General features: G+C 35.8%; 18 protein-coding genes and 3 pseudogenes. 12 read left to right on the top strand and 9 right to left on the bottom strand.

The genetic code is table 11. The features are described from left to right. Positions 1–34: 34 nt before the first annotated feature. The gene (locus tag ACTYBU_RS00720; protein WP_445486546.1) at positions 35–1117 is read right to left on the bottom strand and encodes a YheC/YheD family endospore coat-associated protein; all 1083 of its coding nucleotides are present in this window, start codon (positions 1115–1117) and stop codon (positions 35–37) included. Between the two features lie 169 nt (positions 1118–1286). After that, positions 1287–2645 (bottom strand): YheC/YheD family endospore coat-associated protein, encoded by a 1359-nt coding sequence (locus ACTYBU_RS00725; RefSeq protein WP_445486547.1) that lies wholly within the window; start codon positions 2643–2645, stop codon positions 1287–1289. 509 nt (positions 2646–3154) lie between these two features. On the opposite strand from ACTYBU_RS00725, the gene ACTYBU_RS00730 reads away from it, so the two are divergent. Further along, a complete protein-coding gene (locus ACTYBU_RS00730) occupies positions 3155–3505 on the top strand; it encodes a YlbF family regulator (protein ID WP_445486548.1) in 351 nt (116 codons plus the stop codon). Positions 3506–3803: 298 nt separating this feature from the next. Here ACTYBU_RS00730 and ACTYBU_RS00735 read toward each other — a convergent pair whose 3' ends face one another. Further along, positions 3804–4001: a small, acid-soluble spore protein, alpha/beta type gene (locus ACTYBU_RS00735; protein WP_445486549.1), complete on the bottom strand. Its 198-nt coding sequence runs from the start codon at positions 3999–4001 to the stop codon at positions 3804–3806. Positions 4002–4307: 306 nt separating this feature from the next. On the opposite strand from ACTYBU_RS00735, the gene ACTYBU_RS00740 reads away from it, so the two are divergent. The 7 genes and pseudogenes from ACTYBU_RS00740 to ACTYBU_RS00770 all read left to right on the top strand — a co-directional run bounded on the left by ACTYBU_RS00740 (position 4308) and on the right by ACTYBU_RS00770 (position 13006). Then, a complete protein-coding gene (locus tag ACTYBU_RS00740; protein ID WP_445486550.1) occupies positions 4308–5174 on the top strand; it encodes a Cof-type HAD-IIB family hydrolase in 867 nt (288 codons plus the stop codon). A gap of 549 nt (positions 5175–5723) precedes the next feature. Next, on the top strand, positions 5724–7232 hold the full coding sequence (locus ACTYBU_RS00745; protein ID WP_445486551.1) for a coproporphyrinogen III oxidase: 1509 nt from the start codon (positions 5724–5726) through the stop codon (positions 7230–7232). A 120-nt stretch (positions 7233–7352) separates the two neighbouring features. Next, positions 7353–8656, top strand: a pseudogene (locus ACTYBU_RS00750) (IS91 family transposase). A gap of 741 nt (positions 8657–9397) precedes the next feature. Then, positions 9398–10699 (top strand): group II intron reverse transcriptase/maturase, encoded by a 1302-nt coding sequence (gene ltrA, locus ACTYBU_RS00755; RefSeq protein ID WP_445486552.1) that lies wholly within the window; start codon positions 9398–9400, stop codon positions 10697–10699. A 956-nt stretch (positions 10700–11655) separates the two neighbouring features. Then, positions 11656–12309 (top strand): annotated as a pseudogene (gene istB, locus ACTYBU_RS00760) (IS21-like element helper ATPase IstB); the annotation flags it as partial. 103 nt (positions 12310–12412) lie between these two features. Further along, complete coding sequence (locus ACTYBU_RS00765; protein ID WP_445486553.1) at positions 12413–12745, top strand: transposase; 333 nt, start codon at positions 12413–12415, stop codon at positions 12743–12745. A gap of 33 nt (positions 12746–12778) precedes the next feature. Further along, positions 12779–13006, top strand: a complete 228-nt coding sequence (locus tag ACTYBU_RS00770; RefSeq protein WP_445486554.1) for a hypothetical protein — start codon at positions 12779–12781, stop codon at positions 13004–13006. An 841-nt stretch (positions 13007–13847) separates the two neighbouring features. Here the strand turns inward: ACTYBU_RS00770 and tnpC are convergent. The 3 genes and pseudogenes from tnpC to ACTYBU_RS00785 form a co-directional block, all read right to left on the bottom strand. Continuing rightward, a pseudogene (gene tnpC / locus ACTYBU_RS00775) lies at positions 13848–15415 on the bottom strand (IS66 family transposase). Positions 15416–15504: 89 nt separating this feature from the next. Then, entirely contained in the window at positions 15505–15858 is a 354-nt protein-coding gene (gene tnpB / locus ACTYBU_RS00780; protein ID WP_445486555.1) for an IS66 family insertion sequence element accessory protein TnpB, read from the bottom strand. Further along, positions 15855–16049: a hypothetical protein gene (locus ACTYBU_RS00785; RefSeq protein ID WP_445486556.1), complete on the bottom strand. Its 195-nt coding sequence runs from the start codon at positions 16047–16049 to the stop codon at positions 15855–15857. Before ACTYBU_RS00785 ends, tnpB begins: the two co-directional genes overlap by 4 nt. 59 nt (positions 16050–16108) lie before the next feature. On the opposite strand from ACTYBU_RS00785, the gene ACTYBU_RS00790 reads away from it, so the two are divergent. Both ACTYBU_RS00790 and ltrA (ACTYBU_RS00795) read left to right on the top strand, forming a co-directional pair. Continuing rightward, positions 16109–16375 carry a hypothetical protein gene (locus tag ACTYBU_RS00790; RefSeq protein WP_445486557.1) on the top strand — a complete coding sequence of 89 codons (267 nt, stop codon included), beginning with the start codon at positions 16109–16111 and terminating at the stop codon, positions 16373–16375. A gap of 674 nt (positions 16376–17049) precedes the next feature. Continuing rightward, complete coding sequence (gene ltrA, locus ACTYBU_RS00795; protein ID WP_445486861.1) at positions 17050–18309, top strand: group II intron reverse transcriptase/maturase; 1260 nt, start codon at positions 17050–17052, stop codon at positions 18307–18309. 116 nt (positions 18310–18425) lie between these two features. Here the strand turns inward: ltrA (ACTYBU_RS00795) and ACTYBU_RS00800 are convergent, their stop codons facing one another. The 3 genes from ACTYBU_RS00800 to ACTYBU_RS00810 all read right to left on the bottom strand — a co-directional run bounded on the left by ACTYBU_RS00800 (position 18426) and on the right by ACTYBU_RS00810 (position 20334). Further along, positions 18426–18638, bottom strand: a complete 213-nt coding sequence (locus ACTYBU_RS00800) for a hypothetical protein (protein WP_445486558.1) — start codon at positions 18636–18638, stop codon at positions 18426–18428. 24 nt (positions 18639–18662) lie between these two features. Next, the gene (locus tag ACTYBU_RS00805; RefSeq protein WP_445486559.1) at positions 18663–19349 is read right to left on the bottom strand and encodes a hypothetical protein; all 687 of its coding nucleotides are present in this window, start codon (positions 19347–19349) and stop codon (positions 18663–18665) included. 592 nt (positions 19350–19941) lie between these two features. Next, entirely contained in the window at positions 19942–20334 is a 393-nt protein-coding gene (locus tag ACTYBU_RS00810) for a hypothetical protein (RefSeq protein WP_445486560.1), read from the bottom strand. A 324-nt stretch (positions 20335–20658) separates the two neighbouring features. Here ACTYBU_RS00810 and ACTYBU_RS00815 point away from each other — a divergent pair, with 324 nt between their 5' ends. Together ACTYBU_RS00815 and ACTYBU_RS00820 are read left to right on the top strand one after the other, a co-directional pair. Continuing rightward, a complete protein-coding gene (locus tag ACTYBU_RS00815; RefSeq protein ID WP_445486561.1) occupies positions 20659–21237 on the top strand; it encodes an RNA polymerase sigma factor in 579 nt (192 codons plus the stop codon). Further along, the gene (locus ACTYBU_RS00820) at positions 21227–22156 is read left to right on the top strand and encodes a DUF4179 domain-containing protein (RefSeq protein WP_445486562.1); all 930 of its coding nucleotides are present in this window, start codon (positions 21227–21229) and stop codon (positions 22154–22156) included. Before ACTYBU_RS00815 ends, ACTYBU_RS00820 begins: the two co-directional genes overlap by 11 nt. Positions 22157–22310: the final 154 nt, after the last annotated feature.

A 22310-nucleotide genomic window follows, 5' to 3' on the forward strand; every position in this document is an offset into this window, starting at 1 on the left:
TCCTTTTTCAACAGATAAGAAAGAGTTTTTGAAGCTAGAAAACGTCAGCGGACTTTTCTTTATTTTTTTGAATGAATGCTGCGAATAGGGTCGGTGCATTATATAATTGTTCCGCTAGATGAGGATAGGCGCTTAGTATTACTTTTCTGCCTGGCTTCGAATTAATATCAAGTATCCACAAAGAACCATTCTCTGTTACTCCAATATCAACTCCTAGTTCGAAAAGGGATGGAAATGACTTTTCTAAAACAGCAGGAATACTGGAAAGAATATCGTTTAATTCATTTTCTAAAAAGCTTTTCAGCTGAAAAGAAGTATTGTTTAGCCATTCAGGAAAGGGAATGACATCAGCACCAGCACTTACATTAGAAATAAGTCGATTTGGTTCGCCAATGCGTATACCTTTTCCCACTGTTTCCCATCTGCCAGAAGGGTTCTTTTGCAGGAGGGAACGAATATCAAACGGCTGCTTGTTTTTATTATAAAGCGGCAAATAAGGCTGGCTTAAATAATCATTTTTTTCCAACAAACTGTTCAACCAGCTGGAAAATTTCTTTTCATCTGAGAAACTATGTTCTACTTGTTTGTCTTTTTTGTCTGTTTTAACAAGGATTTCTTTTTTTCTTTTTTGGATAAAATAAATGCCGCTGCCTTGTGAACCGTTAATCGGTTTAATCATAATTGGCCGGCCAGAAGATAATTCTGACAGTAATTGTTTAGCATGCATCAAGCTGGTTGTCTTAGGAATGTATGCCTGTAAACTGGATTCTTTTAATACATGATAAAGAGATAATTTATTTGGCAGCCCATTGCCGATAAAATCAATGTCCTCTCGTTTTTTCAACCATGAGACAATATTTTTGCACTGATTAGAATGGGGATTATCTTGATAAAAACAACGGTCATAAAGAATAGTGGGGATTGGGAACTCCCCTGAGACCCATGAATTGCTTTCATGCTTATACATACGCCCCTTCACCTTTTCAGTAAAAGGATTGAAGGTGGATGGAACAAAATGATAAACAAGAAAGGAAGATGGATCTGCATGCTTAGCGATTTCATTAATATAAGTGGATTCATTTTCAAGGGAAAGCGTCATAATACCAAAATGATTCATTTTATTTTGTCTCCTTTTTTAATTGATAGGCTGTTTTCTAAAAGTTTGTTGCTATTTGATTAAGATGAAAAATTTCTGACAAGGTATACAGTTCTGATGTACAGGATGTACTAGTGTCGGCGCTGCTACTTCCAGTGGACCTCCGCTTTTTAAGGGCATTAGTGCTTTTCTAATATGGAAAAGATAGTCTTATAAAATATTCTAAAAGTGCTCTAGTAGATGGCCTTGTTTTGTCTGTACGTTCGTCAAGATTTTTAGAAGGTTTGGAGTTTGCCTCTATGATCCATAACTTTCCGAGAGTATCAACACCGATATCAATTCCCATTTCTCCTAAACAGCCTTCTGTATTCTCGGAAATAACGGCTGCTACCTCTTGAGCCAATTGTTTCAAATTTAGTAGTAATGCATGTGCCTTTTCTTGTCCGAACAGTTCCGTTAAAGCAGCTTTTGCCTGCATAATATCTGCTCCTTGTGCAAGGTTTGAAACAAAAGCATCCTTAGGAGCAGCTCGAGCTACAACAGAGGTTGCTTTCCATTGATACTGATAATTTTTATGGCATAGAACACGAAAATCCAAGGAACGCTGCTGAAATGGCTGAAAATCTATTCCTTGTTGAATAAGATAAGACTTATTTTTAGTAAAACGATTAATCCATTTCCAAAGTTCTTCCGTGGAAAGAAAGTTATGTTTTTTTCCTTTTTGTTTTCCAGAAGAGGATATAATCGTATATGTGCTGTCTGTTTTACTAATATGAAGAATGCCGCGGCCTTGGCTGCCATGTATTGGTTTAATATAGATAGAAGTATATTTTATGCCCATTGCTTTAACAGTTTCTTTTGATAAATTTTTTGTTTCAGGAAGATGTTTTTGAATATCAGCATCTTCTTTTAAAATTAGGTGAGTATCATATTTGGAGAAAAAATTTGAATTAAAGATAGGAATTGATTTTTCTACAAGTGATTTTTTTAATTCTTGGAAATAAGCACTCCCATCTAATTTTCGCGAATGAAGACGATTATAGATCACGTTTGGATATGGGAGTATGGTTTTTTTCCATTTGTTTTCAAAGTAAATATATCCTGAAATTGCATCATCAGAAAAATCCCTTAAACTACAAATGTATAAAAGGCCTCCGATTATGGATACTTCTTCTATTAATTCTTCACAAAGCTGATGAATTGAAGGAAAATGCGGAGTGTTGTGATGGTCTTCCTTTATTTCCGTAAGAATAGCAATAATCGGTCCTAAAAAAATCGTTTGTGTTTCAGCAAAAAATTGGCCAAGAAAAGATATGTTTTGCTTAGGGATTTTAAATTGCTCGATTAAATCAAGGCTAATGGAAATCTCTTGTTTTTTAAGAGACAGCATTTGTACTTTAACAGGAACGATCGTTATTCCGATGCAAATAAACAGTGGTTTCTGCTGATTAATCCCCCAGTAATGATGCAAAGAGGGACTTATATGAATGGTGGTTTCTGGAAGTTTGGAATCCTCTTTAATGGAAATCTGTAAAAAACGATTATTCATAATAATTCCTCATTTATCCAATAGTAACTTTCTTTAAGATCTCCTATTGATAGTGGAGCATGCACCAATCAATAAGGGAACCCCTCCTAAATAATTAGCATAGAAAAAGTGATGCATCCTTTTGAAGTAGGATTCATATTTTAGTTAGGAAGGAACGCTTGGAAAGGAAGTTCCTTTTAACAATTTCTTTAGGTGCTAATCTAGGCGAATGCTGATAAAGTATCGTATGAAAATAAAAGAAAAATGGTGCTAAGGGAAGCTGCAAAAGTGATGGGAAACTGCAAAAGTGATGGGAAACTGCAAAGTTAATATAAGAGAAACATTAGGATGGAAAGCTGCCTATTCCCCTTTATTTTCTATAAATCGAAATAAGTATATTTTTAAAAATAAAGCAAACGGCAGCGCTTTTGGGAGAAGGCGAGTGAGTAAAGTATAAAAAATTCGTCTTTCTGGCAATAAAACGCATAGTTTGTTATAGTGGAGACAATTGTTAAAAAGGGGTTGTTAAAATGACGGTAAATTTGCATGATTCTGCCTATTCCTTAGAAAAAGCGATTCGTCAAAGTGATGAATATAATAATTTGACGAAATTGTATGATGAAGTGAATGCTGATGTATCTGCTAAAGCAATGTTCGATAACTTCCGTACGATTCAAATGCAATTACAGCAAAAACAAATGACTGGTCAAGAAATTACAGAAGAAGAAGTAGAACAAGCTCAAAAAACAGTAGCGCTTGTACAACAGCATGAAAAAATTGCAAGGCTGATGGAAGCAGAGCAGCGTATGAGTATGGTAATTGGTGAATTAAACCAAATTATTATGAAGCCGCTAGAAGAGCTTTATGGTCCAGCTCAATAAAAAAGTAAACAAGAAGAGTGAATTATTCCTTTTGGATGTTTCGCTCTTTTTTTGTATTGTGTATGGAAGTAAGTGGTAAAGGAGGATGACTACTAGGAGTAAGTTGTTTATGAGATGAATCTAATGGCCAAAAAGGAGATAGAAAGCAGCAAATTAGTGGAAGAAAGAGGTTGTCAAAGTCTAAAGTGAGCAGAAAGCAGAAGAAATGTCACATAGAGAGACGGTCATATCATAAATATGACCTCAAAAATAAACCCGCTCCTAAAAAGGAGCGGGCATTTTATTAGCCATATAATTATTAAAATTTACTTCCGCCAAGTTGTTGTTCAGCCATTTGCACTAATCTTTTGGTAATTTCTCCACCAACAGATCCGTTAGCTCGAGAAGTAGTTTCAGCTCCTAGGCTTACTCCAAACTCAGTTGCAATTTCATATTTCATTTGATCTAATGCTTGAGATACTCCTGGTACTACAAGTTGATTTGAACTATTTGCCATGATGAATGTTTCCTCCTTTAAGAGTTTGTTATGGTGTTACATTTACTAGTTTAAAAAATTTGTCACATTTTATGCGTATATTTTTTATGTAAAGATTTCCAAGTAGAATAGCTAAAGCAAGGGGGGGATTTTCAAGTGAGTTTAAAACACCGAAGAAGGAAAATAAGCCGGTAAACAAGTGGCTAATGGTTTAATCTTTTGAAAAATGTGCGAAGTTAGGATATATTCACAAGCTAGGTTCTAATATGCTTGTTTATGACATACATGATATATAAAGACAATACAACCTAGAAATGGGGGAAAAAAATGATTTATCGCTTGCTGGCTTTAAATATTGATGGTACTCTCCTACAGTCAAATGGCCGTCTAAATAAATCAACAAAAGATGCAATTGAATATGTACAGCAAAAAGGCATATATGTGACATTAGTTACATCAAGAAGCTTCCCTTCTGCCAAAAAAGTGGCAAAAGCATTAAAACTAAACAGCCATATTGTGACACATCAAGGAGCTCTGATTACAAATAATTTAGAAAAAACAATATATATAAAAAGAATTGCAGAGGATCTTACTTTTGATATTGTCCGCTTTTTAGAAGGATTTATATGTCAAATTCGATTAGTACACGAAAAATTTTCCCTCGCTAACAAGTCAAAGCTTAATCATAATATGTTGGCAAAAACTGTTTTTTCATCTGGAGATCCTGTATTTTATTCCCATCAATTTGTGGAGGTGCTTAGTGAAGTATTATTAGAAGAACCTGTCAGCCCTCCTAAAATTGAAGTTTATTTCGAGGACAAAAAGGATTGCAAGGATGCACAAGAAGTGTTGAGTAAAATGTTTGATGACATAAATATTGTCCAAATAAACGAATTGCGTCTTGAAATTTTGCCGGAAACAGTCTCAAAATTAAACGGTTTATTATATCTTGGGGAGCATCTAGGGATAAAAACAAGAGAAATGGTTGTGATTGGAGACAGTATGGATGATTTAGAAATGATAAAAGAAGCGGGGCTCGGCGTCGCGATGGGGAATGCTTCCAATGAATTAAAAGTAGCAGCTGATTGGGTGACAAGATCAAATAATCAGCATGGGGTTGCATATATGGTGAAAGAACATTTCCGCAAACAGCATCCAATCGAATTTCTCCGTAAAATGAATATTATAAAGTAAACTTCCATCAGTGGGGGTTTTTCCCTATTCTCCACTGATGGTTAGTTGCACTTATCGGACCTTTACGGGCAGTTATCCCCCACCTAGCTTCCTCGATTTCTTGGTATCTTGAGGTGGGGGTCTTACTGCCCGTTAAGTGTGGGATAAAATAAATTGAAATTATTATTATTTTATTTGACTATTTTCTAAAAGTTTGTTGCTTTTTGATAAGTTGAAAAACCTTTAGAATTACTGAGCGGCCTGAATACACGTAGACTATCAGCACGGATTCGCGAGACAGGCGAGAAGAAAGCAGGAGTGAAACGACGAAGCGGCTCAAGGCTCGCCCCGCGGAAAACGAAGTGTATTCTGGCTGCGGGATGGATAGCAACAATCTATTGGAAGAGCCTTTATTTTTAAACAATAGTCCATAGCTTAAGCTGCTAAGGACTTTTTTAGTTTTATTTTTGTACAAAGAATGGGGTAAACTTTTGACCAGACTAGTTCCTTTCTGTAGACTAAAGTATAATTAGAATGAAGGATTCAAAACTAGTAAAAAGGTGAAGAAAAATGAAATTAATTTCAATTAGTGGTTTAACAGATGAACGTCTTATAAGACCGTTAGAACATATAGGCAATTTATTTTTTGAGGACACGAAAGTGGTATTCAACAAAGAAGAGGAAGCAGAGATTCAAATAAAGTTTAAAGCAAACAGCTCTGAAAAAAAATATTCAATCTGTGGGCAAGCAATCAACGATAAGGGGTCAAGCCCTTTTGAATGCAACAAAAAAATGGAGAATCTTTCAGAGAAAGCACGTTTTAAGCAAGAGAAAAATGCTATTTCCCAAGTTTATTTAAAGGTGCTTCAAGAGTATACTGGCATGGTGCAGAAGTGGGGAATTCTCACTGGGATACGCCCTACAAAGTTATTGCATCTTCATATGCAAAACCATGTTCCTATGGAAGAAGCACACCAGTCATTAAAAGATGAATACTTAATGTCAGATGAAAAAATAAAATTAATGCAAAAAATTATTGACCGTCAATTAGCGGTGATACCAGATCTATATGACTTGAAAAAAGAAGTAAGCATTTATATTGGCATTCCCTTTTGTCCAACTAAATGTGCTTATTGTACTTTTCCTGCTTACGCAATTAATGGCAGACAAGGTTCGGTAACATCCTTTTTAGGAGGACTTCATTATGAGATGAAGAAAATGGGAGAATGGTTAAAAGAAAAGAATATTTCGATTACCACTGTTTATTATGGAGGGGGAACGCCAACAAGCATAACAGCGGAAGAAATGGATATGTTGTATGAACAAATGCATGCATCTTTTCCAAATGTAGAAAATATTCGCGAGATTACGGTTGAAGCAGGACGGCCGGATACGATTACCCCGGAAAAATTGGCTGTCTTAAACAAATATAAGATTGATCGAATAAGCATTAATCCGCAGTCTTATACACAGGAAACGCTTAAAGCAATTGGCAGACATCATACAGTAGAAGAGACGATCGATAAATATCATTTAGCACGAGAGCATGGAATGAATAATATTAATATGGATTTAATTATTGGTCTGCCAGGAGAAGGGATACAGGAGTTTCGGCACACATTAGACAAAACAGAAGAACTGATGCCAGAATCATTAACGGTTCATACGTTATCGTTTAAACGTGCTTCAGAAATGACACGAAATAAAGCAAAGTACAAAGTGGCAGAAAGAAGCGAAATCGAACAAATGATGAAAATGGCAGAAGATTGGACAGAACAATTTGAGTATGTTCCGTATTATTTATATCGCCAAAAAAATATTTTAGGAAATTTAGAAAATGTTGGCTATTCCAAACGCAATCAAGAAAGTATTTACAATATAATCATGATGGAAGAATTGCAAACGGTAATTGGAATTGGCTGCGGAGCATCCAGTAAATTTATTCATCCTGTTACAGGAAAAATAACGCAGTTTTCCAATCCAAAAGACCCTAAAACATACAATGAAAGCTACAAAGAATATACGGATCGAAAAATTGAACTATTAAATGAGCATTTTTTATTGGAAGAATTAAAATAAACCAACTGGTAGAAAAGAGTTCAAGTAAAGCAGTCCTGAAGTAGGGCTGTTTTTTATAAAGAAAAGAAAGTATAAAATTTTTCACTGCCAAAGTCCTTGATATTGTGGTATTTTTCTTGTATGGAGACAAATATTTTAAAACGTATTTTTTTTGACGAACATCAACATTGGGAAAAATTCAAAACTAAATATGGCAGAAAGATTCGTCCAATTGTAATCAAAGAAGTAGAGAAATTTCGTGATTGTGGGAACATCAAAAAAGGATTCAAACTCTTTGTCTGCGAGGGTTGTCACGACGTTCGAAAGGTTCCTTATCGCTGTAAAGGTCGATTTTGTACTACTTGCTCTGTCGGAGAGAGTGAAGAGTGGAGTAGGTTACTTACGGAGGATGTTCTCCAAGTTAATCATCGGCACGTTATTTTTACAATAGATGAGGGTTTAAGAGATGTGTTTTTGCTTCATCGTCCTTTATTAAAAGATTTAATGGATGCTGCTTCCAAATTAATTACAGATTTCTTTCAAAAGAAAGCCAAAGTAACTCCTGGAATTATTTCTGGTCTACATACCTTTGGTTCAAGAGTTAACTTCAACCCACATGTTCATATGTTAGTTACAATGGGAGGCTTAACAGAAAAAGGGGAATGGAAACAGTATGATTTTTTGCCGTTTGCGATGCTTCGAAAACAATGGCAAACTGTTGTTTTAAAATTAATTAGAAACGGAGTTTCTGCGAAGGAAAGAAAAAAATTCAACCAAGACTTCAAAAAGCGTTCACCAATAATGGGGAAGGTTTCTATGTGTATGCCCCAAAACAGAGAGGTAACATAAAAGAGCAACTTCGCTATATTGGTCGTTATATCCGTCGACCCGCGATTGGTATCAATCGGATGGAGGGATATGATGGTCAATATGTTACATTTAAATATAAGGACAAAACGGACGGAAAAGAAAAGACGGAAACTATTTGCGTGGAAGAATTTATTTCACGTTTAATTCGTCATATTCCGGATAAACAATTTAAAACAATTCGTCATTATGGAATGTATGCCAGACGGTCAAAAAATCTGTGCAAGAGAGTATTGTGTGCCTGGCAACAAAAAGCAAAACGTTGGATTGTAAAAGTGAAAAATACTTTACGTCGTCAGACGTGGCGTGAAAGAATTGTAGCTAGTGGAAGAAAAGACCCTCTCGTCTGTCCAAGATGTGCGTGTTATTATGAATACAAGGGAGAAGTCTGTCTTGAGGATGGAAAAGCTAGAAATCAAGGTAGCTCTTTGTCAAACGACCAGAGCTTTTTTAGAAAGGGTGATTAATCATTTCAACGGGTTCAAAAAAGAAGAAAAAAGGGAAGAAAAAAAGCCAACTCCCTCCAAATACCTGTTAAGCAAACAGAGTGTCAGCTATGTTTGTTTAGCGTGTCATGAGAAGGAGGACATTCCGTTAAGTGTGGTAAGAGACTTTGATTTAATGGATGATGGAGATCCAACGACTCCACCCATGTTTTCATGTGAGAAATGTGGTGGACAGATGTACCCAGAATATTATAAAGGAGTACATGGGATAGAGTACAAAATTTCGGATGTCCTTTAAACAAAAAAGGACCGGGCGGTTTTTACCCGGTTTTTCTTACTGCGCGCCCAGCAAGCCGTTAATTGCTAATTGGTGAAAGTCCAATCTGATTAAGTGCCAGGACGCTCAGTAGCTGACAGGCATCTGGTGAAGAAATTCTAAGGATGAAGCCCTGTGACAAAGTAACTCTCTTGAAGAGTGCGAGCAAACTAACAGGTTGTAACATAAAGTGAATCCTGCCGTCTCGTCAAAAGAACCCATCATTGGTGGCTAAAGAGAAGTCGAGCCTTGAGATAATGGGCGAAGACCATGGAAGGTGTGAAGAACTTGGAACAGCAGCACCGATGAATCTCTCGGGGGGTAAAGGGAACGACATGTTAGGAAAGTAGTTAACGGAACTGGGGATACCCTCCTCGTCACTTTCTTACGAAAGTAAAGCAGAAACCTATAAGTGCAAACGAAGTGGTGGATGGATGAGAGGGAGTCGGAGGGGGTCATAGTACCAATGATGATAATGACAACACAACATTGTCTAGGGAAGGACGGCAGAAGCCAATACCCTACTTCGTTCATATGTCAGAAGGAGGTAAGAGTCAGTGAATGTCAAGAAAATGACTAACTACACCAATAATGCAAAAGCTCAAGAACTCTGGAAGACGTTATATCTTTGTGCCAAGGAAAGTCCAACTCGTAGATTTCACGCTTTATATGACAAAATCTATCGTCCTGATATTCTATGGGAGGCATGGCAACGAGTAAAACGTAAGAAAGGAAGTGGAGGTGTCGATGGACAGACGATTGAAAATATCGTTCTGGACTATGGGGAAACGAAATTTATGAACGAACTCTATTTAGAATTAAAAGAAAAGTGTTATCACCCAAGCCCTGTCCTAAGAACCTATATTCCGAAGGACGATGGAAAGAAACGTCCACTAGGAATTCCCACGATAAAAGACCGAGTTACACAAATGGCAACGAAAATGGTTATTGAACCCATTTTTGAAGCAGACTTTCATGACTGTTCGTTTGGTTTCCGCCCAAAACGAAATGCCCATCAAGCCATGGCGAAGATAAGGAAAGCTAGTAAGAAATGTTTTTGGGTAGTCGACGTCGATATCCAAGGGTATTTCGATAACATCAATCAAACCAAATTGATGAAAATATTAGAGCAACGAATTAGCGACCGTAGAGTCTTAAAATTGATTCGTAAATGGTTAGAGTCGGGCATTATGGAGGAAGGAAACGTACGAAACCCAATAACGGGTACTCCGCAAGGAGGGGTAATTTCTCCGCTCTTAGCAAATATTTATTTAAATACAATGGATATGCTTTGGAAAAAGAGATTTGAACATCTTGGGGAATTAGTGAGATACGCAGATGACTTCGTCATCATGTGTAGAACAAAACAACAGGCACTAGAGAGTATACAGGTCATTCAATCAATCATGGGAAAACTCGACCTTTCTATAAACCGAGATAAATCAAGACTTGTTAACTTATGGAACGACATAGATGGCTTTGATTTTCTTGGATTTCATAATCGTCAATTCCCCATCAGAAGAAAAGGTGGAAATACGTTATTTGTCATGTCACATATACCGAAAAAGAACGCAATGAAGAAAATGCGTTCAAAGATTAAAGCCTACACAGAGCCGAGAAATAAACTTTATCTGGATATTAGCGAATTGGTAAAAGGACTAAATAAGAAACTGCAAGGTTTTAAGAACTATTATCTTCTCTCCAAACACGCAAAGATATGGCTAAATCGCATTGATTGGTATGTGTTAGAACGCCTTACCTTGTTTTACAACAAGAAAAGGAATAATCGAAAGAAACATGGAAATTTGAAGGACGTAAGGAAAGAAATAGAACATATTTTAGTGAAATTAGCTAGTTAGATACCGTAAAGCCAAAGAAAGAAGAACGTCGGAAAGCCGTATGAGGGAAAACCTCACGTACGGTTTGATGAGGAGGAACTGAAAGTAAAAGAGATAGCGTAAGCTATCCCTTCGAAATCAGTTTCTTACTCTACTACGCATTGCTCTCTTTATCTTAATAAATTACGTCTTTTTAGAGGCATCGAACCTCACAAAGACGACTGTATGAAGAAAAGACCTTCATACAGAACGCTTTTTTTACAAATTAAAAAGCTATGTGCTAAACGGCAGCAGGCATCGAACCCTTGCCGTTTTTTCTGTTTGTTTCCGTTTTCTATCCTTCCTTCGTTCTCCTCATTGTAAAAGTTCGCTTATGACAGCGTGAAGGGCGGGCGTTTTGGGAAAGAAAGCGGAAAAGCCAAGTGGGCTAAACAAGCGTAACACTGCCAAATACGCAACGTAACGCTTGCTAAGTTATTGGGCTTTTCTCGATTTCTAACGGAAAAGTCCGGAAAGAAGAGACTTTTTCTTTGGTTTAATACTTTTATGGATGATTTTGCAACTCATCTAAATCTGACGACGGCTCTTTAAATCTAAGAAATAAACTTGACGATTAGGGTCTACATGAGGTGCATTTGAAGAATACATTTTTTCTGATCCATACTCACCTAATTTATCTACTTTAAACTCATTATATTGATTTACTTTTAGACTTAAATAGAATTAATTCGCACTTTTAAAAAGTGCAAATTAGAATTATTCTCAAAATACTCGTTCTTGTCTCCTTTATTCACTTAAGTAGATGCAAGAGAATAACCTAACCCAAAAATACTTATGAACAAAATAATAAATGGAACTAGTGTAATTACTTTTTTTAATTGTATTTCCTCCTTTCAGTGTCCTTAAATATAAATCACAAAAAAAGGCTTTTAATACTTCAGTAACATTTTTTGTGATTTATTTATCCGGAGGACTAAACATCCAAGGAACTTCCCATTTTCTTAAGGAAGGCAGAATCCAACTCATGGACTTATCAGGAATTTCTCAGGGAATTGCTTTCATACGAGGAAAAGCGTCGTGAAGAAAAGAAAAAATGATAAAAAAACACTTGAAGTGGGCCAAGTTTCCTTATCAAAAAACTCTTGATGAATTCAATCTGAAAGAGCTGCCATCTCTTAGTACAAGTCAATTAAGAACTCCGAGAGCTTACTTGGTTAGAGGAGTCATTTAATCTAATATTTTTGGGCCCACCTGGTGTTGGAAAAACGCATATTTCCATTGGTTTAGGGCTAGAGGCAATAAATAAAGGACATCGCGTATCATTTGTATCCATGGGAGAGCTAGTACCTTTATTAAAAACGGAAGAGTTTCTTCGAAAATCTCAACTACAAAAACGTATTAGAGAATCTGATTTAGTCATAATTGATGATTTAATGTATATGGCGATGGATCAAAATGAGGCAAATCTATTTTTTTATCTCATTAACCATCTTTATGAACGAAGTTCTATCATATTGACATCAAATAAGGGAGCAGATGAGTGGGGAGGATTGTTGGGGGTTCAGGGAATAACAACAGCGATTGTAGACCGGCTTCTCCACTGTTCTGAGGTTATCCATTTCGCTGGGTGAGAACTGTCCTAAACGTATTTTCACGGAACGATTTGAAGGGTTTTCTACCAACAGTCGCCGTACGTTAAGAGCAGATGTTCAACGAACAAATATTTCCTCGCAGGTGTCTCTCTTTTGTAGGGTTAGATGGCTTCGCTTTCCGAAAAGGGCATACGTACGGCACTTAATTTGTAAACTTGAAACGCATGCTCCTTTAGCTCTTCTGCCGGATCGTTTCCCAGAAACCATTACCGCTTGGCTTCAACAACACCCATTTATCAAGATAGTCAGCCGGGATGGATTTACAGGGTTCAAACAAGGGATTACAGATTCCAATCCCTCGATTAAGCAGGTATATGACAGATGGCATTTCATTACGAATGCAAAAAACAGTTGGATAAAGCCTTATCCTCTTTCATTCCAGCTACCATTACTTGGTCTACAAGAGAAAGAATAATCCACTATTACTCAAATTCCCATTGAACCGAAAATGACAAAATTACAGGAACAAAAGTGGGTACTAATCCAATCGATTCAGAAGGAACATATTCGAGGGAAAAGTATTTCCCAGTTGGCTAGAGACTATCATTTGAATTGGAGAACGATAAAAAAATACATTAATATGCGGGGCGTTCCATCCAATACAAGACAAAGAAAGAGACCAACAGATTTATATAAGCATGAAATCCCCCAGCTAGAAAGTAAGGTCACACTTTAAAAGAAATCTATTCCAGCATTCGGAAACAAGGATATACTGGCACCTATTCGGCTGTTCGGTCCGTAGTGGAAACGCTGCGAAAAGATCGGAAAAATAACTTCGAACGCGAGAGTATTATTTCTTTTTCACGACGAAAATTAAGTACCTGGCTATGGAAACTTCCTCATCAGCTAAATCAAGTAGAAACGGGTTATCTACAAAAATCATTAAAAGATTTCCTTGTTCTTCAAGATCTTTACGACATGACATAAAAAGCAGAGAGATAGAAAGTTTTCTAAAGTGGCTGCATAACCAGTTAACTACTAAGAAAAACCCTTTTTATTAGTATGCTTTTCGATTGCGAAGTGATATTCAAGCAGTAAAAAATGCATTATCCCTTCCATACAGCAAGGGTCTACTTGAAGGACAGATCAATCGCTTAAAAGCCATAAAAAGAATAACCTATGGACGTGCTAAGTTACCAGTTTTAGAAAAACGAATTCTTTATAAACTATAATATTATTTCAAGAAAATAAACAAAAAATGAAGAAAGGAAGTAGGTATCTCTTCACCTAATTAGCGTAAGAACCAAAGCTACTTGATGGTTACAATGGTCGGCTGGGCATTACATTGCTGTCCTTACAAATTTTGGATATCTTTTGATATATGATACAACAGTCCCTCCAAAAGAGGAAGATTATTCACAAACTGCTTTGATAAAAAAATTTCATTTTACAGAGTACCTTGATAAATGGGATGAAATTCGTAAGCCCGAATTATAAAAAATACGCGCACCTTCTGGTACGCATCACAAATAGCCGTTTATTCTGATTTTTTCAATTGAATATACGGCTTATTTCATTTATTTGCTACATTCTGCCTGAATCATTTTTGACCAGGGCATGTAATGATCTAAAATTTCAGGGTTTTGATGGATGCCAAGATTCGGTAGATCCGTCAAGAGTTTCTTTAAGTATTCGTAGAAATCAATGCCGTTACTTTTGGCTGTTTCTGCGATACTCAAACAGATGGCGTTCGCTTTTGCACCAGCTTCACTGACTGAAAAAAGCCAGTTTTTTCTACCCAAAACGTTGGGGCGAATGGCATTTTCGGCTGGATTATTATCAATTTCAATGCGCCCACATTCAGGAATGCTTTCAGTCCTTTTGCCCTGTTCATGTATTCAGCTGCTTTTGCGAGAGCATTTTTCCCGTAGAATGGTGACGTTTCAACCCATTTAAGGAATTTATCTACAATTGGCTTCGAGTATTTTTGGCGTTTTTTTCTACGCTTACTCGGAGACAAATGTTTAAATTTCCTTTCGAGTTGATATAAATCGTCACAATAGCTCACACCAATTCGGCCATTTTTGCTGTCCGCTTTCAGCCAATAACGCCGAACATGTGCCCAACAATTTGCGAAGGTAACGCCTTCCAACTTAGCATAGGCAGAATAACCATCACAAACAATCGTTCCACAATAGCCTTCAATGAAACTTTCAAGGACAGATCGTGCTCGTGATAATGCGCTTTGAAAGAGAGTCATTGGTGGTCCTAGCGATGGCACACTTCGATACACCCAATTATAGGCATTGGATTGACCAGATTTCCCATCGGAACGGTTGATGATTTGTCAATACGTTTCATCGACATGTAAAATCGATTTAGCCATCATCAAATGTTTCATTCGTTCGTAAATAGGCAATAGCCAATCGTGGGATGCGCGAATAACCCAATTCGAAAGGTTCTTATCATTGGTATTCAGGCCATAACGATCCCATTCCTTTACCTGACGGTAAAGTGGTAAGTATAATGTAAATTTATCATACATTACTTTGGCAAGTACGCTAGGACTTGCCATGCTTCGTTGAATGGGAGGCTGTGGTGCTTTACCACGTTTAATTTGCGCTTTTTGAAATGAACCGCCTTTGCAATTTATACATCCATAAGCGTGTTCAATGTGTTGAACTTTCTTCATTTTTGCAGGAATAAATTCTGCTTCTTCGCGTACGATTGTACTACCTATTTCAATCATTTGTCCTTGGCAACAGTCACATAGCGTATTTTCTGGATGATGGTGAAATACTTCTACTTCGACATCATCACGTAATGAATCATTTCGTTTTTTCTTTTGAATATATCGTACAACAGTATAAGAAATGGTCTGTTGGCTTTGTTCTTCTGTGTGCTCTGATTCGCTAAAAGACGGGTCATCATCAAATAATGACGCTTGCCCATCTGGTGTGTTATATTTCGACTTCTCAGTTTTTGATCCATATAAAAGCTTAGTTAAATGGCGTACTTGCTCGGTTAACGCTTCAATCTGTTTCGATAAGTCTTTGTTTTGTTGATTCGAATGAGCCACTTGCTCTTCGAGCAGCCGAATTAATTTCTCGTATTGATTTTCATTCTTAGAAGAAGCGTTCGCCACATCATTCACCACTTTTCGTTCGGTTTCGTTCTCCTTATTATAACTAGTTCGAACAGGGGAATAAAGATAAAATTAGTGGCTAAACGAATTTAGAACACACCATTTGATGACGGTTGAATCGCCTTTGGCTGCTGGATAGATAACCCTTCAAGGAGCCAGCGCAACTCCTGTTGTGAAAGATTGCGGACTTCCTTTTCATCTTTAGGCCATTGCAGTTTACCGTTATCTAAACGTTTATAAAGAATGGCGAAGCCATCACCATCGAAATACAAACATTTATAGCGATCTTTACTCCACCCTGCAAATAAGAAAATGGAATCACCGTATAGATCCAGTTCAAAAGAATCTTGAATCAGTGTGGATAATCCATCAATGCCTTTTCGCATATCGGTCTTTCCACAAATGATGTAAATATTTTTCACACTAGTATAGTCGTATTTCATAGATGTTTCAGCTCCCTCATAACCGTTTGGATGATGTGCTCATCCACGCCGTTGGAGAAAGATACTTCTACGTTTGCCGTTTTGATCGTGCAGGCGTTATTGGAAGAGGATGTTGATGAAATGGAGTTATATGAAACTTTATTTTCGGAATGTAATGTTACGGGGACAATTGTTAGTTTTTGTAGCGGCATATGAAAAGCACCTCCTTAAATTGATATTTTGATCATACCAGGAGGCGCTGTGTGTTTATATGCGTTATTTGATTGGGGGCTTACTGAAATTCAATGATATTATTTCAAAAAACACTCTTTATAGTGGTAAGTTTGATGATAATTTTAAACATTTGATAGTTTCTAGAGATTATAAGTCAATTGATAATTACTTCTTACAGGAAATTAACAGATGGAGAGTGATGTTAGCAAATGAATTATTGAATAATAAAGAATATATACCTTGGAGTATAATCAATGATATCACTCAAAATTTCATTAATCAGATGGTTTTTAAGGATATGTGAAGATCGAAGTTTGCCTATTTAGAGTGAACGAAAAGTGGTCTTGGTCTTTCTTGACCAATTGTGAGACATTCAAAAAAGTCTCAAAAGGGGAACGGAAAAGTTTATTCCGTTCCCCTTTTGGTGCGCCCAGCATGGGTGCAGTCTATAGGGTGAAAGTCCCGAACCGTGAAGGCAGAAGTAGCGGTAGCTTAACGCAAGGGTGTCTGCGGTGACGCAGAATCTGAAGGAAGCGAGCGGCAAACTTCCGGTCTGAGGAACACGAACTTCATATAAGGCTAGGTATCATTGGATGAGTTTGCCAAACAAAACAAAGTCCTTTCTGCCGAAGGTGATACAGAGTAAATGAAGCAGATTGATGGAGGGAAAGACTGTACTCTTACCTGGGGAGGTCTGACTGATGCGCTGGACTCATTCGGCAACTTATCTAGTGATAGATAATTGAACAGTCAGAAGTCAGCAGACGTCATAGTACCTTTCGGACTCGAGTACGAAAGGGAAGGACTGAACAAGTTAGGAAGAATGTGACCTAAGCGTTCGTAAATTGCATAGAAGCAGACAATCCCTTTCAGGACTTACTTGAAGGAGGAAGTGGTGAATCCACAAGGGACTTCAAGAGGGTGGAGCAATTTACGGCACAAATAGAACATCACATTCACGTAGAGAGGAAATATAGCATGTTGATGAAACGAATTCTATCACGAGGAAACTTACTGAACGCTTTAAAACGAGTGGAACGTAACGGAGGAAGTCACGGTGTAGACAAGATGTCGACTCAAAACCTGCGTTTATACATTGTTGAACATTGGGACGAATTAAGGAAATCCCTACAAATGGGAACCTATGAACCTCAACCCGTCCGTCGAGTCGAAATCCCGAAACCGAACGGTGGAGTTAGGCTATTAGGAATCCCAACAGTGATAGACCGTTTCATTCAACAAGCAATTACTCAAACCTTAACCCCAATCTATGACCCAACCTTCTCAGAGAATAGCTACGGGTTCCGTCCACAAAGACGAGGACATGACGCGGTGAGGAAAGCAAAAGGGTACATTGAAGATGGTTACAGATGGGTAGTTGATATAGACTTAGAAAAATTCTTCGATAAAGTGAACCATGACAAACTCATGAGTTTACTAGCTAAACGAATTGACGATAAAATCCTTCTCAAACTTATCCGGAAATTTTTGAGTGCAGGAATTATGATAGGTGGAGTGGTTTCACAGAATACCGAAGGTGCTCCTCAAGGTGGACCATTAAGTCCGCTACTTTCTAACATTATCTTAGATATATTGGATAAAGAACTGGAAAGAAGAGGACATAAATTCGTAAGGTATGCGAATGACTGTAATATTTACGTGAAATCTAAGAAAGCAGGAATTCGAACAATGGAAGGTGTTACAACCTTTATTGAGAAGAAACTCTGTTTAAAGGTAAACCGTGAGAAATCCGCAACAGACAGACCGTGGAACCGAAAATTCTTAGGCTTTAGCTTTACAAACCAAAAAGAGCCAAAGATACGAATATCTAAACAAAGCATTAAAAGATTTAAACAGAAAGTAAGAGAAATAACGTCAAGGAAATCTCCTATACCAATGGACATACGCATACAAAAGCTAAACCAATATTTAGTTGGTTGGTGTGGGTATTACGCATTGGCAGATACTCTAAGTATCTTTAAAGAATTGGACGGTTGGATTCGAAGAAGACTGCGATTGTGTTACTGGAAACAGTGGAAACTTCCTAAAACAAGAGTAAGGAAACTAATAGGATTAGGAATTAATAAACACAAAGCATATGAATGGGGAAATAGCAGAAAGGGCTACTGGCGAATAACTAGTAGTCCAATTCTTCACCGTGCCCTCAATAACGCTTTTTGGCGAAAAGAGGGTCTCAAAAGTCTATCTGAACGATATGAAACTTTACGTCTTACTTAATTTGAACCGCCGTATACCGAACGGTACGTATGGTGGTGTGAGAGGTCGGGGGTTAGTCACCCCCTCCTACTCGATTCGAAGTCTGAGATATTCTATTTTTATTAATTAATATGGTATTACTTTAAAAAGTTTTTGATTCCATCATAAATGACAATTAATCCAAGGATTAAGGAACTAGTTCTAGTAACAAATTCTCCTGTTAGTAAACTCCCCATCACTTTGCTTTCATCGTATGTACGCCCAGTAATAAGAATTGGTGCTATGGCAATTGTAATGCCAAGTATAATACTTAAGATTAATAGTATTGTCTTTGATTTTTGATTAGTCATAATAATCTCCAATATTTTTTAGTATTAAAAGTAAGTATAGCCAGTTTTATAACAATAAGCATACCAATTTGATGCATAACTAATATTGAAATTTATGGAAAGCGCACCACCTACTTTAATATCTACTGCGCCACCACCAGTGGTAGTACCATTATCATAAAAATCACCTTCTACAATCCAATATATTCTATTAGGATCTTCTAAATTAGTATATACTGAACCACCAAATGGATGAGATGTTCCATTATAACTTCTATTCATAGTTACTTTTTTTATGGCTACGATTGCTCTGAAACCCCCACCCTCGGTTGTTTGGCAATAAAAATTTAAAGTTGGTTTGTAATTTGTATTTACTGTAAATGAAGAACTTAACGTTCTATATGTAGCTGATTGTACACTTACTGCTGCGGATGTTCTAGCAGATTTAGAAGATAGATTTTTAGTAGAACTTGCAATCAATTCATCTTTAACGGCTTTTTCTGATTTATTTTCATCAGAAGCAATCTTTTTAACCATTTCGTCAAAAGTCATTACATCACTTACAATTGTATTTGATTCATCTAGATTATTAATGTCAATGGTGTTACTTATAGCTTGATTTTGGGTCTTGTTATTTTGTGAATTGTCTAATGGTGAAGCATAAGCTGTTATTCCTTGTGTTGATATTAAACCTACAATTAAACCTGGTATTACTAACTTTTTTAACTTCATAATTTCCCCCTTTTTTTTATATTCTAAAGATTATTAGTTAAAATTTAACTTAAATGTAAAAAATAACTTAAAACCTTTTAGTAGTTTTATATTATCATAAATAATTTATTTGTAAATTCAAAATAGTAAAAAAGTATCTGTTTGAACTTTTTTTATATTTTAAGGGAACCTTTATATATATAATAATTAGTTGCTTGATAAAATAAGAAGAAATATAAAATTTCTTCAGCCTTACTTTTTCGACACTCTGAAGAAATATAAAATTTTTACTTTATATTTTACTCCATTCATCAGCGATCAAGAGATATGCGTTGTTTCATCCCATATCTAGAGAAATTGGGGAAGTATTCTTTTCCTTACCTATTTCTAGAACAGAGCCTTCCGATGTGGGTTACGGAAGTGAAGTAAGCTATACATTATAAGGAACGATATAAAAAACGCAAAGAGCTGGCGTTGCGAAGAACAGGCATCCTTCTAACTTTTTGCACAAAAATAGACAAATGAAAAAGCAGGATAAAACTGTTCGTTTTTCCTCAGCTGCTTTTTTAGGGATTTATCGAACATCCCTGTCTTTAACTATTATAAAGTTTCATTAATCAAACCCTGCAAATATCACTTTTTCTACATTTGAAATTCCAGTTATTATTGCGTAAATTTCAGCTTTTTCACCGTCTTTAAAGGGTTCTACATTAAATGGATAAGAAAAAAATGAATTATTACCATAATATGTTCCTATTAATTCATCAGGATTATCATCCGGATCATCTTCATAAATATACACTTTGTATTGTGCTGGTGTACTTAAAGATATATCCAATTTAAAATTACCACCTTCAGAATAAAAGGGTCTACATTTTAATTGATTTCCACTTCCATAGTAAGTTTGAATACCAACATTTTGCCATCCAGCTGGATCAGCAGCGAGAGAAACTGATGGAAGTATAAATAAAAGACATAATAGTGTAAAAGATATTTTTTTTAACAATGTTCTTCCTCCTTTTCTAAAATTAGTATTATTATACTAGTAGGTAAGTTGAGTTTCTACAAATATTTGAAAAATTGTTAATTTTTTAAGGGGAATTCGATAAATCTCTTTTGTTGAATTATTAATTAACAGAATTGATACAATACTAAGTCTGGTAAAAATAACACTTTATAGTAAATTGGTTTTTTTTTTGAAAACAATAAATTTTGTCAAAAAGTGATTTTAAATTAATGCTTCTTATAAAAAAATTAATAAAAAGTGAAACCAAAAAATGTTTTAAAAACGTTTAAATATATATAAGGGCAAAAAAAGGAGCGTTGATTCTTGAGTGATGTACAGGAATTGATAAAAAAAGTTAAAAATGGAGATACAGAAGCATTTGGTCTATTAGTAAAAGACTTGTTACCATCTGCAATGAAAACAGCTTATTTAATACTTCGGTCTAAAGAATATGCAGAAGATGCACTCCAAAATTCTCTAGAAGGTGTGTATATAAGCATTATAAAAAAAGATGATTTACTTATGACCAATTTTAAAGCATGGTTTTATCGAGTAGTATACTCACGTTCTATAGATCTTTATAGGAAAAATAAAAGGGATCTGCATATCCATATAGATAGTTTAGAAGAATATGAGTATATTGGCAGTGACTTAACACAGTCAAAGGCTATTCAAAATGAAAACAAGAAAGAAATGATTAATAACATTTTAATTTTAAAAAAAGAACAAAGCTTGCCATTATTGCTATATTATTATGAGAATTTTACGATTAAGGAGATTTCAACCATCCTCAATGAGAATACAAATACAATAAAAACCAGAATGAAAAGAGGAAAAAATAAGCTTGCAAAGATAATGAAATCATCAACATTTTTTGAGGAGGCACAAAAGAATGAAATTTGAAAAAAATGATAGCTTCCATTCTTTAAACGAACTTAAAGTCCCAACCTCTGTTTATAAATTTATAGAAGAATTACCAAATCGCCATATAAGTGGGAATCTAAGCAAGGAAATAGAGAATCAAATTGACTTAGACTGGAAAGAGTTCAATAAAAATATAAAAAATAAGAAGAACAGAATATATATAAAAAAGTTGTTAATTTCAGCAATAACATTTGCTGCTGTAATTACTCTTTTTATTGTATCCACTTTTGTATCGCCTGTTATGGCAAAGGTAGCTTCCAATATACCATTTATCAATTTATTATTTGAATCAGAACAACCACTACAAAAAGAAATAACGAAAATACTAGATGAGAAAGGGTATAAATGGAGTGGAGTCGGCATTTCAATTCCTGAAAAGGTAATTGATGTAAGAATTAACGGGTCAGAGGAGTATTTTAAAAAAGTGAAACCAAAAGTAGAAGAAACAATAAGAGAAGTGTTGAGTTCGCGTAAATATGATGCTTATAAAATACAAGTTTCACTAGCCTCTAAAGAGGAAGAGGAGGATACGAATCCTGAAGAAAGGGGGCAAACAGTAGACCCTAAAATGAGAAAAGTTACTGAAGATATATCGAAGGCCGATCCAGAAGAAAGGTGGAGATCTATTGTTCGAACACTAACGGTAGGGCTAACTGGAAATAAGGAATATAAAGTAACAGGATTAGGGTACTCCTATAAAGATAATAAAATTAATATTTCTATTCGAACTTCCATCTCTTATTTAGATTCCGAAAAAGAGATAGTTAATGCAATAACTAAAATGATTAATGATTATTTGCAATCAACTGAAGTGAAAAACACAATAAAAGAGGATAAATTGGTTATAACTGTTTATAGTAAAGATAAAAAAGATAAGAAAATAATTCTAGAAAACTAAAAACAATTTCTTGTTTCAGTTAATTTTTGTATTTTAATTTATACAAGTTTAATGTGAATAAGTTTCTTAATAGATCTAAATAAAATAACCTTAGCCTTAGCTATAAATTGTTGCTAAGGCTAAGGTTATTTTTATGTATTCAGAGGGTATGTAC

It is taken from the genome of Niallia sp. 03133, assembly GCF_052663225.1.